The sequence below is a fragment of the Amycolatopsis sp. NPDC049159 genome (assembly GCF_040648295.1).
GTDB lineage: Bacteria > Actinomycetota > Actinomycetes > Mycobacteriales > Pseudonocardiaceae > Amycolatopsis > Amycolatopsis pretoriensis_A.
This window is the reverse complement of the sequence record NZ_JBEZDL010000003.1, coordinates 397,526-413,280: the sequence shown is the minus strand read 5'-3', so window position 1 is coordinate 413,280 and position 15,755 is coordinate 397,526. Positions and strand designations below refer to the sequence as shown.

The window sequence follows — 15,755 nt, the reverse complement described above, 5'->3', positions numbered from 1 at the left end:
CTCCAGTTTCCCATGACCCGAGGTCAGGGCAGGCGCGCCCCGGACGTGGCGGAGAACACGTGCAGCTCGTTCGGGCGGATCCGCAGGTGGAGGGTGTCCCCCATGGCCGGCGGCGTGCGCGGGTCGACCCGGACGACGACGTTGGGCCGGGTGTCGTCGGCGTCGGTCTGGGCGAGCTTGCCGTAGACGAAGGCGTCCGAGCCGAGCTCCTCGACCAGGTCCACCTTGATCGGCAGGGCGCCGTCCTCGTTCGTCACGACCTCGAGGGCCTCGGGCCGGAAGCCCAGGGTCACGGTGTCGCCGTCGGCCGCGGCGATGGTCTCGCGGGTCAGCGGCACGCGCGCGCCACCCACCTCGGCGCCGTCGGCCGTGAGCTTCGCGGTGGCGAGGTTCATCGCCGGCGAGCCGATGAAGCCGGCGACGAAAGCGTTCGCGGGCCGGTCGTACAGGGCGCGCGGGGTGTCGCACTGCTGCAGCAGGCCGTCCGAGAGCACCGCGACGCGGTCACCCATCGTCATGGCCTCGACCTGGTCGTGCGTGACGTACACGGTGGTGACACCGAGGCGGCGCTGCAGCGCGGCGATCTGCGTACGCGTCGAGACACGCAGCTTCGCGTCGAGGTTCGACAGCGGCTCGTCCATCAGGAAGACCTGCGGCTCGCGGACGATCGCGCGGCCCATCGCGACGCGCTGGCGCTGACCACCGGAGAGCGCCTTCGGCTTGCGGTCGAGGTAGTCCACGATGTCGAGCAGCTTCGCGGCCTCGAGGACCTTCTGCTTGATCTCGGACGCGGGGCGGCCGGCGATCTTCAGCGCGAAGCCCATGTTCTGCGCGACCGTCATGTGCGGGTACAGCGCGTAGTTCTGGAACACCATCGCGATGTCGCGCGAGCGCGGCGGCAGCTGGGTGACGTCGCGGTCGCCGATCCAGACGGCGCCGTCGTCGATGTCCTCGAGGCCGGCGAGCATGCGCAGGCTGGTCGACTTGCCGCAGCCGGACGGGCCGACCAGCACCAGGAACTCGCCGTCGGCGATCTCCAGGTCCAGCGCGTCGACCGCGGGGCGCTCCGAACCGGCGTAGCGCCGGGTCGCCTTGTCGTAGGTGATGGAAGCCATCGGTCAGTCCTCTCCGAGATTCCGCCGGACCCCGTGCGCCGCTTCGCGGGCTTCGAGGTGGCGCTGCTGGATCCGGTGGCCCGCGGCGCGCTGCGCCTCGGTCGGCTCGTCCAGCTCGAGCCGGAGCTTCTGGTTCTTCTGCCAGGACGGCGGTTCCGCACTGGCGGTCAGTGCCCACGCCGCCTGCCGCGCCGCGCCGATGGCGACGTACTCGGCGACTTCGGGCAGCTGCACGGGGACGCCGAACACGAGCGGCGCGACCGCGCGGACGGCGGCCGACTGCGCGCCCCCGCCGATCAGCAGCACGCGGCGGACGTCGAGACCGTGCGCGCGCACCGCGTCGAGACCGGCGGCGAGGCCGCAGAGCATGCCTTCGACGGCGCTGCGCGCGTGGTTCTGCGGGGTCATGTTGGCCCTGGTCAGGCCGGTCAGCGAGCCGGTGGCGCCCGGCAGGTTCGGCGTGCGCTCGCCGTCCAGGTAGGGCAGGAACGTGAGGCCCTCGGCGCCGGGCTCGCCGGCCAGCGCGAGCCGGTCGAACTCGCTGAGCGTCGCGCCGAGCATGGACGCCGTCGCGGTCAGCACGCGGGCGGCGTTGAGGGTGCAGGCGAGCGGCAGGAAGCGGCCGGTGGCGTCGGCGAACCCGGCGACTTCGCCGGTGGCGTCGGCCGCGCCGGTCTCGGCGACGCCGAACACGGTGCCGCTGGTGCCCAGCGACACGACGACGTCGCCGGGCCGCAGTTCGAGCCCGAGCGCGGCGGCCATGTTGTCGCCGGTGCCGGCCGAGACGAGCACGCCGTCGGCCGTGTGGCCGGCGGTCTGGGCCGGGCCGAGCACGGCGGGCAGCTCCGGCGTCCGGCCGCCGAAGGCGTGGCTCAGGACGTCGAGGCGGTAGGCGTTGTCGGACGGCGAGAAGTAGCCGGTGCCGGACGCGTCACCGCGGTCGGTGACCGGGTCGCCGCCGGTGAGCTTCCAGGTCAGCCAGTCGTGCGGCAGCAGCACGCGCGCGACCCGGTCGGCCAGCTCGGGCTCGTGGTCGGCCAGCCAGCGCAGCTTCGTCACGGTGAAGCTGGCGACCGGTACCGAGCCGACGGACTTCGCCCAGACCGACGGCCCGCCGAGCTCCTCGATGAGGTCGAGCGCCGACTGCGCGGAACGGGTGTCGTTCCAGAGCAGCGCGGGCCGGACGACCTCGTCGTGCTCGTCGAGGGTGACCATGCCGTGCTGCTGCCCGCCGACGCCGATGGCCTTGACGTCGTCGAGCAGGCCCTTCGTGGCCTCTTGGAAGGCGTCCCACCAGGCGGCGGGGTCGACCTCGGTGCCCTCGGGGTGCGGCGCGCGGCCGGTGCGGACGATCTCACCGGTGCTCGCGTCGCACACGACGACCTTGGTCGACTGGGTGGACGAGTCGATGCCGGCGACCAGTTCAGCTGTCATAGGGCTGCCCCTCTGCGACGTGTTCGACGATCTCGATCGCGGTGCCCGCGTTGAGCGCGGCCTCGATCTCCTCGGTGGGCGTGGCTTCGCCGGTGATCAGCAGGTCGTAGTCGCCGACGTCGCCGTGCGCGTAGGTGGCGGTGCGGCCGAACTTCGAGTGGTCGAGGACGAGGACGTTGTGGTTGGCGACCTTGAGGGCCGCCTTCTTGAGCTCGGCGTAGTCGCGGTCCGGGTGGAAGAGCCGCCCGACGGCGACCGCGGTGACCGAGACGAAGGAGACGTCGGCGCGGATCGAGTCCAGGAGGTTCAGCACCTCGGGACCGGCGCAGGAGTCGTACTCGGGCGAGTACCGGCCGCCCGCCAGCACGACGTCGACCTTCGGGCCGAGCAGCCGGGCGGCGTGCAGCGAGTTCGTGACGACGGTGAGCGCGTCGACCTCGGCCAGCCGCTTGACCAGCGGGAGCAGCGTGGTGGAGTCGTCGACGAAGACGGTCTGGCCGGGGTGGACGTGCTTCGCGGCGGCCTCGCCGAGCGCGTCTTTTTCGTCGTGGTGGAGGGTGTCGCGGAAGCGGGCGGCGGACTCGATGGTGAGCGCCGGGTAGGCCTCCACCTTGCCGCGCAGCTTGCGCAGGAGCCGGCGTTCGGCCAGGTCGTCGAGGTCGCGGTGCATGGTCATCAGGCTGACCTTGAAGCGCGCGGTCAGGTCGTCGATCCGTGCTTCGCCCTGCTCGATGACGTGGTCGAGGATCCCCTGCCGCCGCTGCTCCACGGCAGCGTCGGACGGCCGGGTCTTCCGGTCTCCGGGTGTTGTGCCGCCGCTCACACGGCATTCTTACCAGATTTCCCGCCCAGAGTTAACAGAGAACTCGATAACTCTTCCCACGCCCCCCCCGACCCCCAAGACCGCACTTTCCCTACGAAAGTGATGTGGAACCCCTACCTCCGGATCACTTTCATAGGGAAAGTGCGGTCAGGGGGTGAGGGAGCGGATCGCGCGGATGGCCTCCGGGATCGCGTGGACCAGGCCGGACGCCGAGGTCGGGGCGTTCTGGGCCGCGATCGCGCCCGCCAGCGAATGCACGTGGGCCGCCATCGCCGCCGCCAGCCACGGGTCCAGGCCGGCCGCCAGCAGGGCGCCGACCAGGCCGGACAGGACGTCGCCCGAGCCCGCCGTCGCCAGCCAGGCGCCGTGCGGCTTGTTCACCGCGACCCGGCCGTCCGGGGCCGCCACGACCGTGACGTGGCCCTTCAGCAGCACCACCGCGTCGTACTTCTTCGCCGCTTCGCGCGCCGCTGTCACGCGGTCCGCTCCCGGCTTGCGGCCCATCAGGCGCTCGTACTCGCCCGCGTGCGGGGTCAGGACCAGCGGCGTGTCCGGGTCGCGGGCGTCGAGGACGTCCGGGGACTTCGCGATGATCGTCGTCGCGTCGGCGTCCGCGCAGACCGGGACGCCCTGGCCCAGCACGTGCCGCAGGACGTCGCGGCCGTCCGAGCCGGTGCCGATGCCCGGCCCGACCGCCCACGCCTGGACGCGGCCCGCGTCGGCGACCGTGCCGGTCGCGATGATCTCCGGCCACTGCGACCGGACGACGTCGGCCGCGTGACCGGCGTAGCGCACCAGGCCCGACGTCGCGCGCACCGCCGAGCCCGCCGCCAGCACCGCCGCGCCCGGGTACGTCGCCGAGCCCGCCGCGATGCCGACCACGCCCTGGCTGTACTTGTCGTCGTCCGGTCCGGGCACCGGCCAGGCCGCGGCGACGTCCGCGACGTCGAGCCGCCGGAGGTCGGGGTCGGTCAGCTCGAGGCCGATGTCGACCAGGACGACCTCGCCGCAGTGGGCGGGCGCGAGCGCGTGCACCGGCTTGAGCGCGCCGAAGGTGACCGTGCGGGTCGCCTGCACGGCGGAGCCGTCGACGGCGCCGGTGTCCGGGTCGACGCCGCTGGGCAGGTCGACCGCGACGATCGGGGCTTCGACCAGGTCCACCAGCCGGGCCGCGTCCGGGCGCAGCGAGCCGCTGGCGGAAATCCCGACGATGCCGTCGACCACGACGTCGGCCTTCGCGATCCACTGTGGACCGTCCGCGGCGGGCACCGCGCGGCCACCGGCTCGCTCGAGCGCGCCGAGTCCTTCGGCGTGCGCCTTCTCGGGCTTGAGCAGGATGGCCGTGACGGCGACTCCGCGTCGCCGGAGGAAGGCGCCCGCCCAGAGTGCGTCACCGCCGTTGTCGCCGGAGCCGACCAGGAGCACGGCCCGACGTCCGGAAACCCCGCCGGTGCGGTCTTCGAGCAGGTCGGCGATCTGCACCGCGAGCCCGAACGACGCCCGGCGCATGAGTTCGCCGTCGGGTGTGACGGCGAACGCCCGCCCCTCCGCCTCGCGAATCCGTTCCGTGGTCCAGATTCCCTGCACGGCGGGGCCTCTCTACGCTGTGTTATTCAACAGTCACGGACTTCGCCAGGTTACGCGGCTTGTCGACGTCGTACCCGCGGGCGCGGGCGATCTCCGCGGCCAGCACCTGCAGCGGCACGGTGGACACCAGCGGCTGCAGCAGCGTCGGCACCGCGGGGACCTCGATGAGCTCGTCGGCGAACGGCCGGACGGTCTCGTCGCCCTCTTCGGCGATCACGATCGTGCGGGCGCCGCGGGCCTGGATCTCGCTGATGTTCGAGACCAGCTTCGAGTGCAGCACCGCGCGACCCTTGGGCGAGGGCATCACGACGACGACCGGAAGGCCGTCCTCGATCAGCGCGATCGGGCCGTGCTTGAGCTCGCCGGCCGCGAAGCCCTCGGCGTGCATGTACGCGAGTTCCTTGAGCTTCAGCGCGCCTTCGAGGGCGACCGGGAACCCGACGTGGCGGCCGAGGAAGAGGACGGCCTTCGAGTCCGCGATCCGGCGGCCGAGGTCACGCACCTGGTCCACAGTGGACAGTACCTTCTGGACGGCCGCGGGCATGGCCTCGAGCTCGGCGAACTCGCGGGCGACCTCGTCCGGGTACTTCGTGCCGCGGGCCTGCGCCAGCGCCAGGCCGACCAGGTAGTTGGCCGCGATCTGGGCGAGGAACGCCTTGGTCGACGCGACGCCGATCTCGGGTCCGGCGTGGGTGTAGAGGACGGCGTCGGACTCGCGCGGGATCTGCGCGCCGTTGGTGTTGCAGACGGCGAGGACGCGGGCCTTCTGCTCACGCGCGTGCCGGACGGCTTCGAGCGTGTCCGCCGTCTCGCCGGACTGGGACACGGCGACGACCAGCGTGTCGCGGTCCAGCACCGGGTCGCGGTAGCGGAACTCGGACGCCAGCTCGACCTCGACCGGCAGCCGCGTCCAGTGCTCGATGGCGTACTTGGCGACCAGGCCGGAGTGGTAGGCCGACCCGCAGGCGATGACGAAGACCTTGTCGACGTCGCGGAGGTCCTGGTCGGAGATGCGCTGCTCGTCGAGGATGATGCGGCCGGACTCGAAGTGCCCGCGCAGCGTGTTCGCCAGCGCCTCGGGCTGCTCCTCGATCTCCTTGAGCATGAAGTACTCGTGGCCGCCCTTTTCGGCGGCGGAGAGGTCCCAGTCGACGGTGAACGGCTTGGCCTGGGCGGCGTCGCCGTGGAAGTCCAGGACTTCGTAACCCTCGCGCGTGATGACGACGAGCTGGTCCTGCCCGAGCTCGACGGCCTCGCGGGTGTGCTCGATGAAGGCGGCGACGTCGGAGGCGACGAAGTGCTCCCCGTCCCCGACCCCGACGACCAGCGGCGACGACCGCCGCGCGGCGACGATCGTGTCGGGCTCGTCGGCGTGCGTCACGACCAGGGTGAAGGCACCTTCGAGCCGCCGGCAGACAGCGGCGACGCTGGCGGCGAGGTCACCCTTGGTGTCCCCGTCGCTGTACGCGCGGGCGACGAGGTGCGCGGCGGTCTCGCTGTCGGTGTCACTGGCCATCTCGACCCCGTCGGCTTCGAGCTCGGCCCGGAGCGCGGCGAAGTTCTCGATGATGCCGTTGTGCACGATGGCGACGCGCTGCGAGACGTCCCGGTGCGGGTGCGAGTTGCGGTCGACGGGCGCGCCGTGGGTCGCCCAGCGGGTGTGCCCCATGCCGGCGGTCCCGGCGAAGGCGTCCCGCCCGACCTCGTCGAGCCGGGCTTCCAGGTTCGCCAGCCGGCCGGCCTTGCGCTCGACGGTCAGCGCACCGGCCCCGTCGAGGACCGCGACCCCGGCCGAGTCGTACCCGCGGTACTCCATGCGCCGGAGCCCGCCGAGGACGACGTCCAGAGCCGGGCGGTGCCCGACATATCCCACGATTCCACACACGCGCACCAGCCTAACGAGGGATGTTCGCCGGGGTGATGGGGTCCGGAAAGGGTGCTTGACCTGGGAGAACGGGAGGGGTGGTGGTTCGGACCAATGCGCTGTCACCCGGACGTGTCTTTGGTGACCCGCCACCCCGAAGCTTGATTGTGACTACGGACGGCAACACCGCGTCAAGGCGGGAAAGATGCCTTGACCCGGTGCTGCCGTCCGTGTTCTGGGCTTCGGATCGGGGTGGGGGGAGGGGGCTGGGTGGAGTGCCTGTTGCGCTGTCGGCCTGCCGGTCTCGCTCGCCGGGGCGGCGGGCGCGCCTCCCGCCCCTTCGCACAGTAGGGTTCCCGCCATGGCCAGCAAGCCCAAGCAGCTGCTCGCGGAGTTGACGCACCCCGGTCCGCACGAGGTCCTGCGGGGGAATCTCGCCCTGGTCGGGCTGCCCGGTGTCGTCTTCACCCCCCGTGCCGGTCTCGGCCTGCCCGCCGTGGCCTTCGGGCACGGGTGGCTGCAGCCCCCCGATCGCTACCGGCAGCTGCTGCGGCACCTCGCCAGCTGGGGCATCGTCGCCGCCGCGCCGGCTACCCAAAAGGGGCCTCTGCCGTCGCACCGGTTGCTCGCCGCCGATCTGCTGACCACCCTCGACGTCGTCACCACCGTGCGGCTCGGGCCCGATGGCATCAGCGTCGATCCCGCCAAGCTCGGGCTCGCCGGGCACTCGGCCGGGGGTGGCGCCGCCGTGCTCGCCGCCGCGCAGGACGCGCGGGCCGAGCACCCGCGGATCAAGGCCGTCGCCACCATCACCGCCGCGCAGACGTTGCCGCCCGCGCACGAGGCCGCCAAGGCCATCACCGTGCCCGGGATGCACCTCGCCGCCGAGGGTGACCTGGTCGCGCCCGCCGTCGGGCACGCCGAAGCCATCGCGAACGCCTGGGGTGGCGACGACGTCCAGCTGCGGCTGCTCGGCAAGGCGTCGCACCTGGGTGTCACCGAGGGCAGGCACTGGTCGCAGCTGATCATGCACGGCAAACCGCACCGCGGGACGCAGCAGCTGACCCGCGCGCTGTTCACCGCCTTCTTCCTGACGCACCTGACCGGCACCGACAAGTACCGGCCCCTGCTCGAAGCGGACGTCAAGCGCGCCCCGATCGAGCGCGAGGAAGAACCCGCGCTCTGACGCGGGAAGGGCCCGGCCGGAGCCGGGCCCTTCCTCACACCAGCCAGCTGGTGCTGGAGAAATCGTCGTCGTCGTCCGGCTGGCGGGCGTGCCGGCCCCGCCGGGGCGGCTCGGGTGCCGGGGGCTCCGGGACCGGCTCGGGACGCGGTGCCACCGCGGCCGGCCGTGGTGCCGCCGCGGCCGGGACCGGTGTCCCGTAGCTCGGCGTCGGGTACGCCGTGTAGCCGGTGTCGGCCTCTTCGTCCTGGACGCCGAACTCCATCAGCGACTCGCGCGACTTGTCGGCCAGCGTCTTCTCCGTCGCCCAGCCGCCCGCGCTCTGCTTGCGCTTGTTGAGCTCGTCCATGTGCTCGGCGTACTTCTGCGCGGCGGCCATCTCCCGCTGCAGCCCGGCACTGGCCTGCTCCTTGGCCTCGGCGACGTGGCGGTCGCGCAGCCCCCGCTGCTCGTCCTGCTCGCGCGCGGCGGCGTCCATCGTCGAGATCGCCGTGCGATATCGGTCTTCGGCGCTGGTCATCGGCTCTCCTCAGCCCTCGTCACCGGTCGTACCGGATCGACCGGTCACCCTCGTCGTCGAGCGAGCCGCTGATCCGGCCCTTCGCGCCGCTGGTTTCGAACACGCCGCCCTCGATGCGGTACTGGCTGGGCCCGCGCTGCTGGTCGCCGCCGCCACCGCCGCCGCCCGGGGCGCCACCCATGCCGCCCATCATCCCGCCCATGCCGCTCATCCCGCTCATGCCGGACGAGCCGCTCGCCGCGGCCTGGTGCGCGCCGGCGTCGACCGGGGTCGCGCCCAGGCCGCTGCCGTCGGACATCGGCATCGACGCGTCGCTGCCGGTCTGGGCACCCGGGTCGAGCGACACCGCGCCGGCGAAGTCCGCCGTCCCGCCGCCACCGGTGACGGCGGAGCCGAAGTCGCTCGCCCCGGCCGTCGAGGTCGCGTCGCCGCCGGCCCCGGCACCCGCGTCGGCCATCGCCACGGCTGGCTCCGCCGCTACGCCGCCACCGCCACCGCTGCCACCGAAGTCACCGCTGACGTCCACGCCGCCCGGAGCGCTGAACCCGCTCCCCCCGCCACCGGCCGCTTCGCTGCGCGTGAAGCCCGGGTCCGGGTTGGGCGGCGACGGGTCCTTCGTCACCGGCGGCTCGGCCTTCGGGTCGTGCTTGACGTCCGAAGCCGCCGGGTCGGTCTTTCCGTCGGTCTTGCCGTCGCCCTTGAGGTCGTCCGCCTTCGGGTCGTCCTTCTCGTCCAGCGTGTAGGTGGTCGGCTCGCCCTTGCCGTCGTCGACCGTCACGATCGTCGGGCCGTCGGGCCCCTCCGGCCGCTCGGCCGTGATCTTGAGGTTGCCGTCCTGGATGTGGATCTTGCCGTCCGGGCCCGGCTTGTAGCTGCCGTCGGCCGAGGGCTGCCCCTCCTTGACCGCCTGCTGGCTGCCCTGCGGGCCGAAGCTGCCGTCGGCCTTGGCACCGTCCTTGGCGCCGTCCTTGCCGTCCTTGCCCGCTTCGGCCTTGTCGTCGTCACCCCAGTCGAGGTGGTAGTCCTTCTTGTTGCCGTGGCCGTCGTCCACGGAGATGTCCTGCTTGCCCTCCTTGTCGGGCTCGGACATCTCGATCGTGTTGTCGCCCTTCTTGACCGACACCGTGTCGGTGTCGTCCATGTCCTTGATGGCCTCGCCGGTCTTCGGGTCGATCGGGTACGGCTCGCCGGTCGACGGGTCGACTTCGAGGGGCTTGCCGGTGATCGGGTTCTTGCCCTCCTCCGGCTTCGCGGGCTCCTCCGCCTTCGGCGGCTCGGCCGCGGACGGCGTCGTGCCGCCGCCCCCGGTGCCCCCGCCGGTCCCGCCGCCCGTGCCGCCACCGGTACCCCCGCCGGTGTTGCCGCCCTTGTCCCCGCCCCCGGTGTTGCCGCCCTTGTCGCCGCCCTTGTCGCCGCCGCCCTCGTTCTTCGCCTCGGTCAGCTGGTTGCGGTAGCCGTCCATGAACCGCGCCAGCGCGCCGAACTGCTGGTCGATGGTGTCCTTGGCGGACTTGCAGGAGCCGTTGAAGGCGTTGATCAGGCTCTTGTACTCGGTCGAGAAGGCGCCGTCACGCCAAAAGCGGGTGACCTGGCGGCCGTATTCCTTGTTCTCGTCGTTGAAGCCGCAGTCGTCGTTCTGCAGGCGCTCGGCGAGGTTCGACTGGTTGTTGTGCTTCGCGTTCACGGCGTCGATCCAGCTCGCGACCTTCATGAAGTCGTCGAACTCTTCGGTTTCGCCGTTGGCGACCTTGAGGACGTCCTTGGCCATCGGGATGTCGGCCTCGGCGATCACCGGGCGGTGCAGCTGCAGGACCTCGTCGACCTTCTTCTTGACGGCGTCGTAGACGTGCGTCACGGTCTGCGGGATCAGCTTCGCCGCGCCGTCGATCTGCTGCGAAAGCTCCTTGGCGTGCGGCTTGATCGTCTCGTCGTACTTGATCTCCGCGGCGTTGGCGCCCTTGCCCTTCCACTCCCCGAAGAGGGTCTGGAGCTCGGTGTCGCTCTTGCTCAGCGAATCCTCGACGACCTTGTGCGCCTTGGTCAGGTCGTCGGCCTCGGTGAGGAACTTCTGGAACTGGATCCCGCGGTTCTCGTGGAACTTGTCCTTGAGCTCCGCCTTGGAATCGATCTTCGTGTTTTCGCCCTTGATCTGGTTCCAGACCTCGTCGGTCCACTTGGCGAGCAGGTCGACCGCGACGTTGCCCTGGTCGAGCAGTTCGTCGGAACTCTTCGCGCCGGCCCCCAGCGTGGGCGTCGCGATCCCGTCGAGGTTCTTCTTCGCGTCGTCCCGCGCCGCGGTGTCGCGCTGGTGCTCCTGGTTCTTGGCCGCGGCTTCCTGCTGGGCTTCCTTCAGCGCTTCGTCGACGTCGTCCGACGATCCCGGGAGCCAGTCGTTGGTCCAGCTGTTGTCGGAGTAGTTCTCGATGTACTTCTTCGCGTACTCTTCTTCTTCGTCGCTGAAGTTGAACGTGTCTTCGCCGTACTCGTCCATCAGCTTGGACTTGGCTTCCATCGACACGTTCGGGTCGTCGAGGACCTTCTTGATTTCGGCCCATTCAGCCATCAGCGGTTACCCCCGGCCTGGTTCGCCGTCGCGCTCGCGTTCTGCTCCTGCGCGGTGTACTTGCCCCCGGCCGTCCCGATCCCGCTGCCCAGGTTCATGAGGGCGTTCGACAGCCCCGTCATGCCCGCGCCGATCTCGTCGATCCCGGCCTTGTACTTCCCGAAGCCCTCCTGGTGCACGCGGCCGAAGTCGGCGGCGGCGATCTCGGTCGGCGCGACCTTCTTCGCTTCCGCCCCCGGGTCGTCGGCGGCGTCCGCGAGGCGGACCTGCGCCCGCGTCATCGCTTCCGAACTCGCTGCATACCCGTCTGGCATGGTCGCTGCCCCCTTCGATCCCACAGTCCCTGGCTCGGGTTTTCAAGACTGTGACGCGCCCGGCCGCCGTTCGGTGCCGTCGCAGATGCACACAGAGTCTAGCGGTCGGCCCCGCGCCCTACCTGGGCTTTGCCGAACTGCGCCTCACCCGGTCGGGCGTTGCGCGGCGACCGCCTCGGCGATCACCTCGGCCACGCCGCGGACGTCCACCAGCCGGTCGAGCTCGTCGAGGTCGACCGAGACGCCGTAGGTGACTTCGGCCCGCGCGAGCAGCTGGATCCGCTGCCGGGACGTCATGCCCAGCTCGTCGAACGGCGTCACCTCGGTCAGCCGCTCCGGCGGGATCTCCAGCGCGAAGCAGATGATCCGCCGGAGCTCCTCGACGTACGCGCCCGGGTCAGCCATGCCGCTCATTCTCGCCCCACCAGCGGTCGCGGGCCGCGGCGCGGGCCACCTTGCCGCTCGAGGTCCGCGGCACCGCGCCCGGCGGGACCAGCCACAGGCCGCGCAGCGGCAGGTCGTGCCCCACCGAAACGGCCCGCCGCACGGCCTTCTCCACCGACTCGTCCGGGGCCGCGCAGCCGGCCACGACCGCGACCCCCTCACCGCGGGCGTCCCGGACGGCGAACGCGGCGACCCGGCCGGTCCGCACGGCCGGGTGCGCGGCCTCGACGGTCGCCTCGACGTCCTGCGGGTAGTGGTTGCGGCCGTCGACGATGATCAGGTCCTTGAGCCGGCCGGTGACGTACAGCAGTCCTTCGCGGACGAAGCCGAGGTCGCCGGTGGCCAGCCAGCCGTCGGCCGCCAGCGGGTCCTCCCGGCCCCAGTACCGGTCGGCGACGTTCGGGCCGGACACCTGGATCTCGCCGACCTCGCCGTCCGGCCGGAGCTCGCCGGTCGCTTTGTCGACGATCCGGATCCGCTGCCCGTACGGCCGCCCCGCGGACACCAGCGGTTCGCCGCGCTCGGACGTCGTCACGGTCGCGCCCTCGTCGCCGGTGCTCGTGACGAAGACCGTCGCCTCGGCCAGCCCGTAGCACGGCTTGTGCGCCGCGCGCGGCAGCCCGAACGGCGCGAACGCCCGCTCGAACGCCTCGACGGTGGCCGCGCGGACGGGCTCGCTGCCGTTGAGCACGGAGTTGACGTGCGAGAGGTCGACGGCCTCCAGCTCCCCCGCCGCTTCGGCGGCCAGGTCGAACGCGAAGTTCGGCGCCGCGGTGATCGCGCCCGGGTAGCCGGCCAGCAGCCGGATCCAGCGCAGCGGGTCGCGCACGAACTCCATCGGCGTGAAGAACACCGACCGCGAGCCGAGGAAGACCGGCGTGCCGATGAGCAGGACCAGCCCCATGTCGTGGAAGAACGGGACCCAGCCGGCCAGCGGCGTCGACGCGTCGGCGTGGTAGCAGCGGGTGGTCTGCCAGCAGCTGGCCACCAGCGCGCGGTGGGAGATCACGGCGGCGGCCGGGCGCCGCGTCGAGCCCGACGTGTACTGCAGGTAGGCGGGGTCCGACATCGCCACTCCGGCGGGCGGCTCGGTGTCGTCGGGCCCGATGTCCTCGACCGCGAGCACGACGTCCGGCGCACCGGCCAGCGAGGCCGTCTTCTCGAGCAGGTTCTTCGAGGTCAGGCACACCGCCGGACCGGCGTCGGCGAAGGCCGATTCGATCCGGGCGGCGTGGGTGCGGCCGGTCGGGACGGACAGCGGCATCGCCACGAGCCCCGCGTAGAGCGTGCCGAGGAACGCGACGACGTACTCGAGGTCCTGGCGGGCGACGATCGCCACGCGGTCGCCCGGCCGGGTGTGGCGGCGCAGTTCGCGGGCGACACCGCGGACGCGCGCGAGCACCTGCGGCCAGGTCAGCGTGTGCTCGGCCGGTCCGGGGAAGGTCAAGCACGTGAAGGCCGGGCGATCTTCGGCGGCGTTGCGGAGCAGGTGGTCCGTGAACGGCGTGGCCAGGACCTCGTCCGGGACGGCTGCGGGCGGCACGGCCCCATCCTGCCCTACCGTTGGCGGGCGATGGACCAGTTCGAAGAGCACGGGATCGGCGTCGTCACCGGACGCGACGCGAGCGCGCGGGCCCTGCGCTCGCCGGAACTGACGTCGGACCCCGGTGGCGGCTCGCCCAGCGTGCTGCTGCGCGACGGCGAGGGGCACACGCGGCTGCGCGGGGTGCTGCGGGAGATCATCGCCGGGCTGGAGCCGCTGCCGGCGCCGGTGCGCGCCGGGATCGAGGCCGTGGTGGCCGGGCTGGGCCCGGCGTTCGACCTCGTGCGCGACTTCGCGCGGCCGGTGGCGGGCGCGGTGACGTCGGCGGTGCTGGGGATCCCCCTCGACGACGCCTTCCTGGACCGCCTGGAGGCGACGACGGCGAACCTCGACGTCTTCGGCGGCAGGGACCGGGCCGGGCAGGCGGCCGCGTTCCGGCTCGCGGTGCAGCTGAGCCGCACCCCGGCCGGGCCGGGCGGCCTGACGGCGTTGCGGGAGGCGCACGCGGCCGGGCGGCTCGACGAGGACGAGCTGACGTTCACCCCGGTGGTGCTCGCGCACGCCGCCTACGAAAACTCGCTGAACTTCCTGGCCTGCGCCGGGCTGGCACTGGCCACCTCGGGGCCGAGGTCCGTGCGCGAGCTGGTGACGGAGATCTGCCCGGCCCGGTACGTCCTGCGCTTCGGCGCCGACGGTCCGGTGGCGGTCTCGCTGGCCGACGGCCTGCCGTTCGGGCTGGGCCGCCACGCGTGCCCGGGTTCCGGGGTGGCGCTGGCCGAGGGTGAGGTCGCGCTGGGAGCGCTGGCGAAGGTCCTGGCGCCGGGCTGCGAAGTCACCGACGTGGCCTGGAAGACCCACCCGGTGTTCCACGGCCTGGCCTCGGCGCGGGTGGTCGTGAGTGGTTAGGCGGGTTAGAACCCGCCTGAACACTCACGACCGGTTACGAGACCGCTGAGACGACGCCCGCGAGCCGGTCGGCCGCCGCCTGGGCGGTGGCCTGGGCCGGGGCCTCGACCATCACGCGGACCAGCTGCTCGGTGCCGGACGGGCGCAGCAGCACCCGGCCCTCCTCACCCAGCTCGGCTTCGACCGCGCCGACGGCGTCGCGGACCTCGCTCGAGTCCGCCACCGCCGCCTTGTCCGCGACCGGGACGTTCACCAGGACCTGCGGCAGCCGGTTCATCACGGCGGCGAGGTCGGCCAGCGACTTGCCGGTCTCGGCCATGCGGCTCATCAGGCGCAACGCGGTGAGCAGGCCGTCGCCGGTGGTGGCGTGGGCCGGGAGCACCACGTGGCCGGACTGCTCGCCGCCGAGGGCGAAGCCGCTGGCGCGGAGCTCCTCGAGGACGTACCGGTCGCCGACCGCCGTCGTCACGACGTTGACGCCGTTGGCCTTCATCGCCAGGTGCAGGCCGAGGTTGCTCATCACGGTCGCGACCAGCGTGTCCTTGGTCAGCTCGCCGGCCTCGGCCAGCGCGAGCGCCAGCACCGCCATGATCTGGTCGCCGTCGATCAGCTCGCCGGCGGAGTCGACGGCCACGCAGCGGTCGGCGTCGCCGTCGTGCGCGATGCCGAGGTCGGCGCCGTGCGCGACGACGGCCTTGCGCAGCTTCTCCGGGTGGTTGGAGCCGCAGTGGTCGTTGATGTTGACGCCGTCGGGGTCGGCGTGCAGCGCGACGACCTCGGCACCGGCCCGGCGGTAGACCTCGGGCGCGGCCGCGGCGGAAGCGCCGTTCGCGCAGTCGACGACGACCTTCAGCCCGGCGAGCGAGCCCGGGGTCGCGCCGAGCAGGTGGGTGGCGTAGCGGTCGAGGGCGTCGTCGACGGTGGTGACGCGCCCGACGCCGGTACCGGTCGGGCGGACCTTGCCGTCGGCGAGGCCGGCCTCGATCTCGTCCTCGATGCCGTCGGGGAGCTTGTGCCCGCCCGCGGCGAAGAGCTTGATGCCGTTGTCGGGCATCGGGTTGTGCGACGCGGAGATCATCACGCCGAGGTCGGCCTCGAGCGCGCCGACCAGGTACGCGACCGCGGGCGTGGGCAGGATGCCGACCAGCCGGACGTCGGCCCCGGCGGACGTGAGACCCGCCACCACCGCGGCTTCGAGCATCTCGCCGCTGGCGCGCGGGTCACGGCCGACGACGGCGACCGGCCGGTGCGAGCGGTCGTGCGCGGCGAGCACGCGGGCGGCGCTGGCCGCCAGTGCGAGCGCCAGCTCCGGCGTCAGCTCGGCGTTGGCCAGGCCACGTACCCCGTCGGTACCGAACAGGCGTGCCATCGATCGACCTCCTAGTGGAACCACCACGACAACCTAGCGATCCTGACGGACCGCGTTCCCCCACCCCCGAGTGTCGCTCCGGGGGCCGGA

General features: G+C 72.4%; 13 protein-coding genes. 2 read left to right on the top strand and 11 right to left on the bottom strand.

The window, feature by feature from the left end:
* Positions 1-23 precede the first annotated feature (23 nt).
* From ugpC to glmS, 5 genes are all read right to left on the bottom strand, one after another.
* Complete coding sequence (ugpC, locus tag AB0B33_RS08220; RefSeq protein ID WP_247015018.1) at positions 24-1,115, bottom strand: sn-glycerol-3-phosphate ABC transporter ATP-binding protein UgpC; 1,092 nt, start codon at positions 1,113-1,115, stop codon at positions 24-26.
* 3 nt (positions 1,116-1,118) lie between these two features.
* A complete protein-coding gene (gene xylB, locus AB0B33_RS08215) occupies positions 1,119-2,549 on the bottom strand; it encodes a xylulokinase (protein ID WP_360768282.1) in 1,431 nt (476 codons plus the stop codon).
* Entirely contained in the window at positions 2,539-3,372 is an 834-nt protein-coding gene (locus tag AB0B33_RS08210) for a DeoR/GlpR family DNA-binding transcription regulator (protein ID WP_360768279.1), read from the bottom strand. Before AB0B33_RS08210 ends, xylB begins: the two co-directional genes overlap by 11 nt.
* A gap of 147 nt (positions 3,373-3,519) precedes the next feature.
* Positions 3,520-4,959 carry an NAD(P)H-hydrate dehydratase gene (locus AB0B33_RS08205; protein ID WP_360768276.1) on the bottom strand — a complete coding sequence of 480 codons (1,440 nt, stop codon included), beginning with the start codon at positions 4,957-4,959 and terminating at the stop codon, positions 3,520-3,522.
* 22 nt (positions 4,960-4,981) lie between these two features.
* A complete protein-coding gene (gene glmS / locus AB0B33_RS08200) occupies positions 4,982-6,844 on the bottom strand; it encodes a glutamine--fructose-6-phosphate transaminase (isomerizing) (RefSeq protein ID WP_247015026.1) in 1,863 nt (620 codons plus the stop codon).
* A gap of 340 nt (positions 6,845-7,184) precedes the next feature.
* Between glmS and AB0B33_RS08195 the strand changes: the two genes are divergently transcribed.
* The gene (locus AB0B33_RS08195; protein ID WP_360768273.1) at positions 7,185-8,009 is read left to right on the top strand and encodes an alpha/beta hydrolase; all 825 of its coding nucleotides are present in this window, start codon (positions 7,185-7,187) and stop codon (positions 8,007-8,009) included.
* Between the two features lie 34 nt (positions 8,010-8,043).
* Here the strand turns inward: AB0B33_RS08195 and AB0B33_RS08190 are convergent, their stop codons facing one another.
* The 5 genes from AB0B33_RS08190 to AB0B33_RS08170 all read right to left on the bottom strand — a co-directional run bounded on the left by AB0B33_RS08190 (position 8,044) and on the right by AB0B33_RS08170 (position 13,390).
* Positions 8,044-8,526, bottom strand: a complete 483-nt coding sequence (locus tag AB0B33_RS08190) for a hypothetical protein (protein ID WP_360768270.1) — start codon at positions 8,524-8,526, stop codon at positions 8,044-8,046.
* A gap of 19 nt (positions 8,527-8,545) precedes the next feature.
* Positions 8,546-11,089 (bottom strand): WXG100 family type VII secretion target, encoded by a 2,544-nt coding sequence (locus AB0B33_RS08185; protein WP_360768266.1) that lies wholly within the window; start codon positions 11,087-11,089, stop codon positions 8,546-8,548.
* Positions 11,089-11,370: a hypothetical protein gene (locus AB0B33_RS08180; protein ID WP_247015034.1), complete on the bottom strand. Its 282-nt coding sequence runs from the start codon at positions 11,368-11,370 to the stop codon at positions 11,089-11,091. The genes AB0B33_RS08185 and AB0B33_RS08180 overlap by 1 nt, the downstream gene beginning before the upstream one ends.
* A gap of 177 nt (positions 11,371-11,547) precedes the next feature.
* Positions 11,548-11,808 (bottom strand): acyl carrier protein, encoded by a 261-nt coding sequence (locus AB0B33_RS08175; protein ID WP_360768263.1) that lies wholly within the window; start codon positions 11,806-11,808, stop codon positions 11,548-11,550.
* Positions 11,801-13,390 carry a fatty acyl-AMP ligase gene (locus tag AB0B33_RS08170; protein WP_360768260.1) on the bottom strand — a complete coding sequence of 530 codons (1,590 nt, stop codon included), beginning with the start codon at positions 13,388-13,390 and terminating at the stop codon, positions 11,801-11,803. Before AB0B33_RS08170 ends, AB0B33_RS08175 begins: the two co-directional genes overlap by 8 nt.
* Positions 13,391-13,420: 30 nt before the next feature.
* Here AB0B33_RS08170 and AB0B33_RS08165 point away from each other — a divergent pair, with 30 nt between their 5' ends.
* On the top strand, positions 13,421-14,296 hold the full coding sequence (locus AB0B33_RS08165) for a cytochrome P450 (protein ID WP_360768257.1): 876 nt from the start codon (positions 13,421-13,423) through the stop codon (positions 14,294-14,296).
* A gap of 34 nt (positions 14,297-14,330) precedes the next feature.
* Here AB0B33_RS08165 and glmM read toward each other — a convergent pair whose 3' ends face one another.
* The gene (gene glmM, locus AB0B33_RS08160) at positions 14,331-15,665 is read right to left on the bottom strand and encodes a phosphoglucosamine mutase (protein ID WP_360768254.1); all 1,335 of its coding nucleotides are present in this window, start codon (positions 15,663-15,665) and stop codon (positions 14,331-14,333) included.
* Between the last annotated feature and the right edge of the window lie 90 nt (positions 15,666-15,755).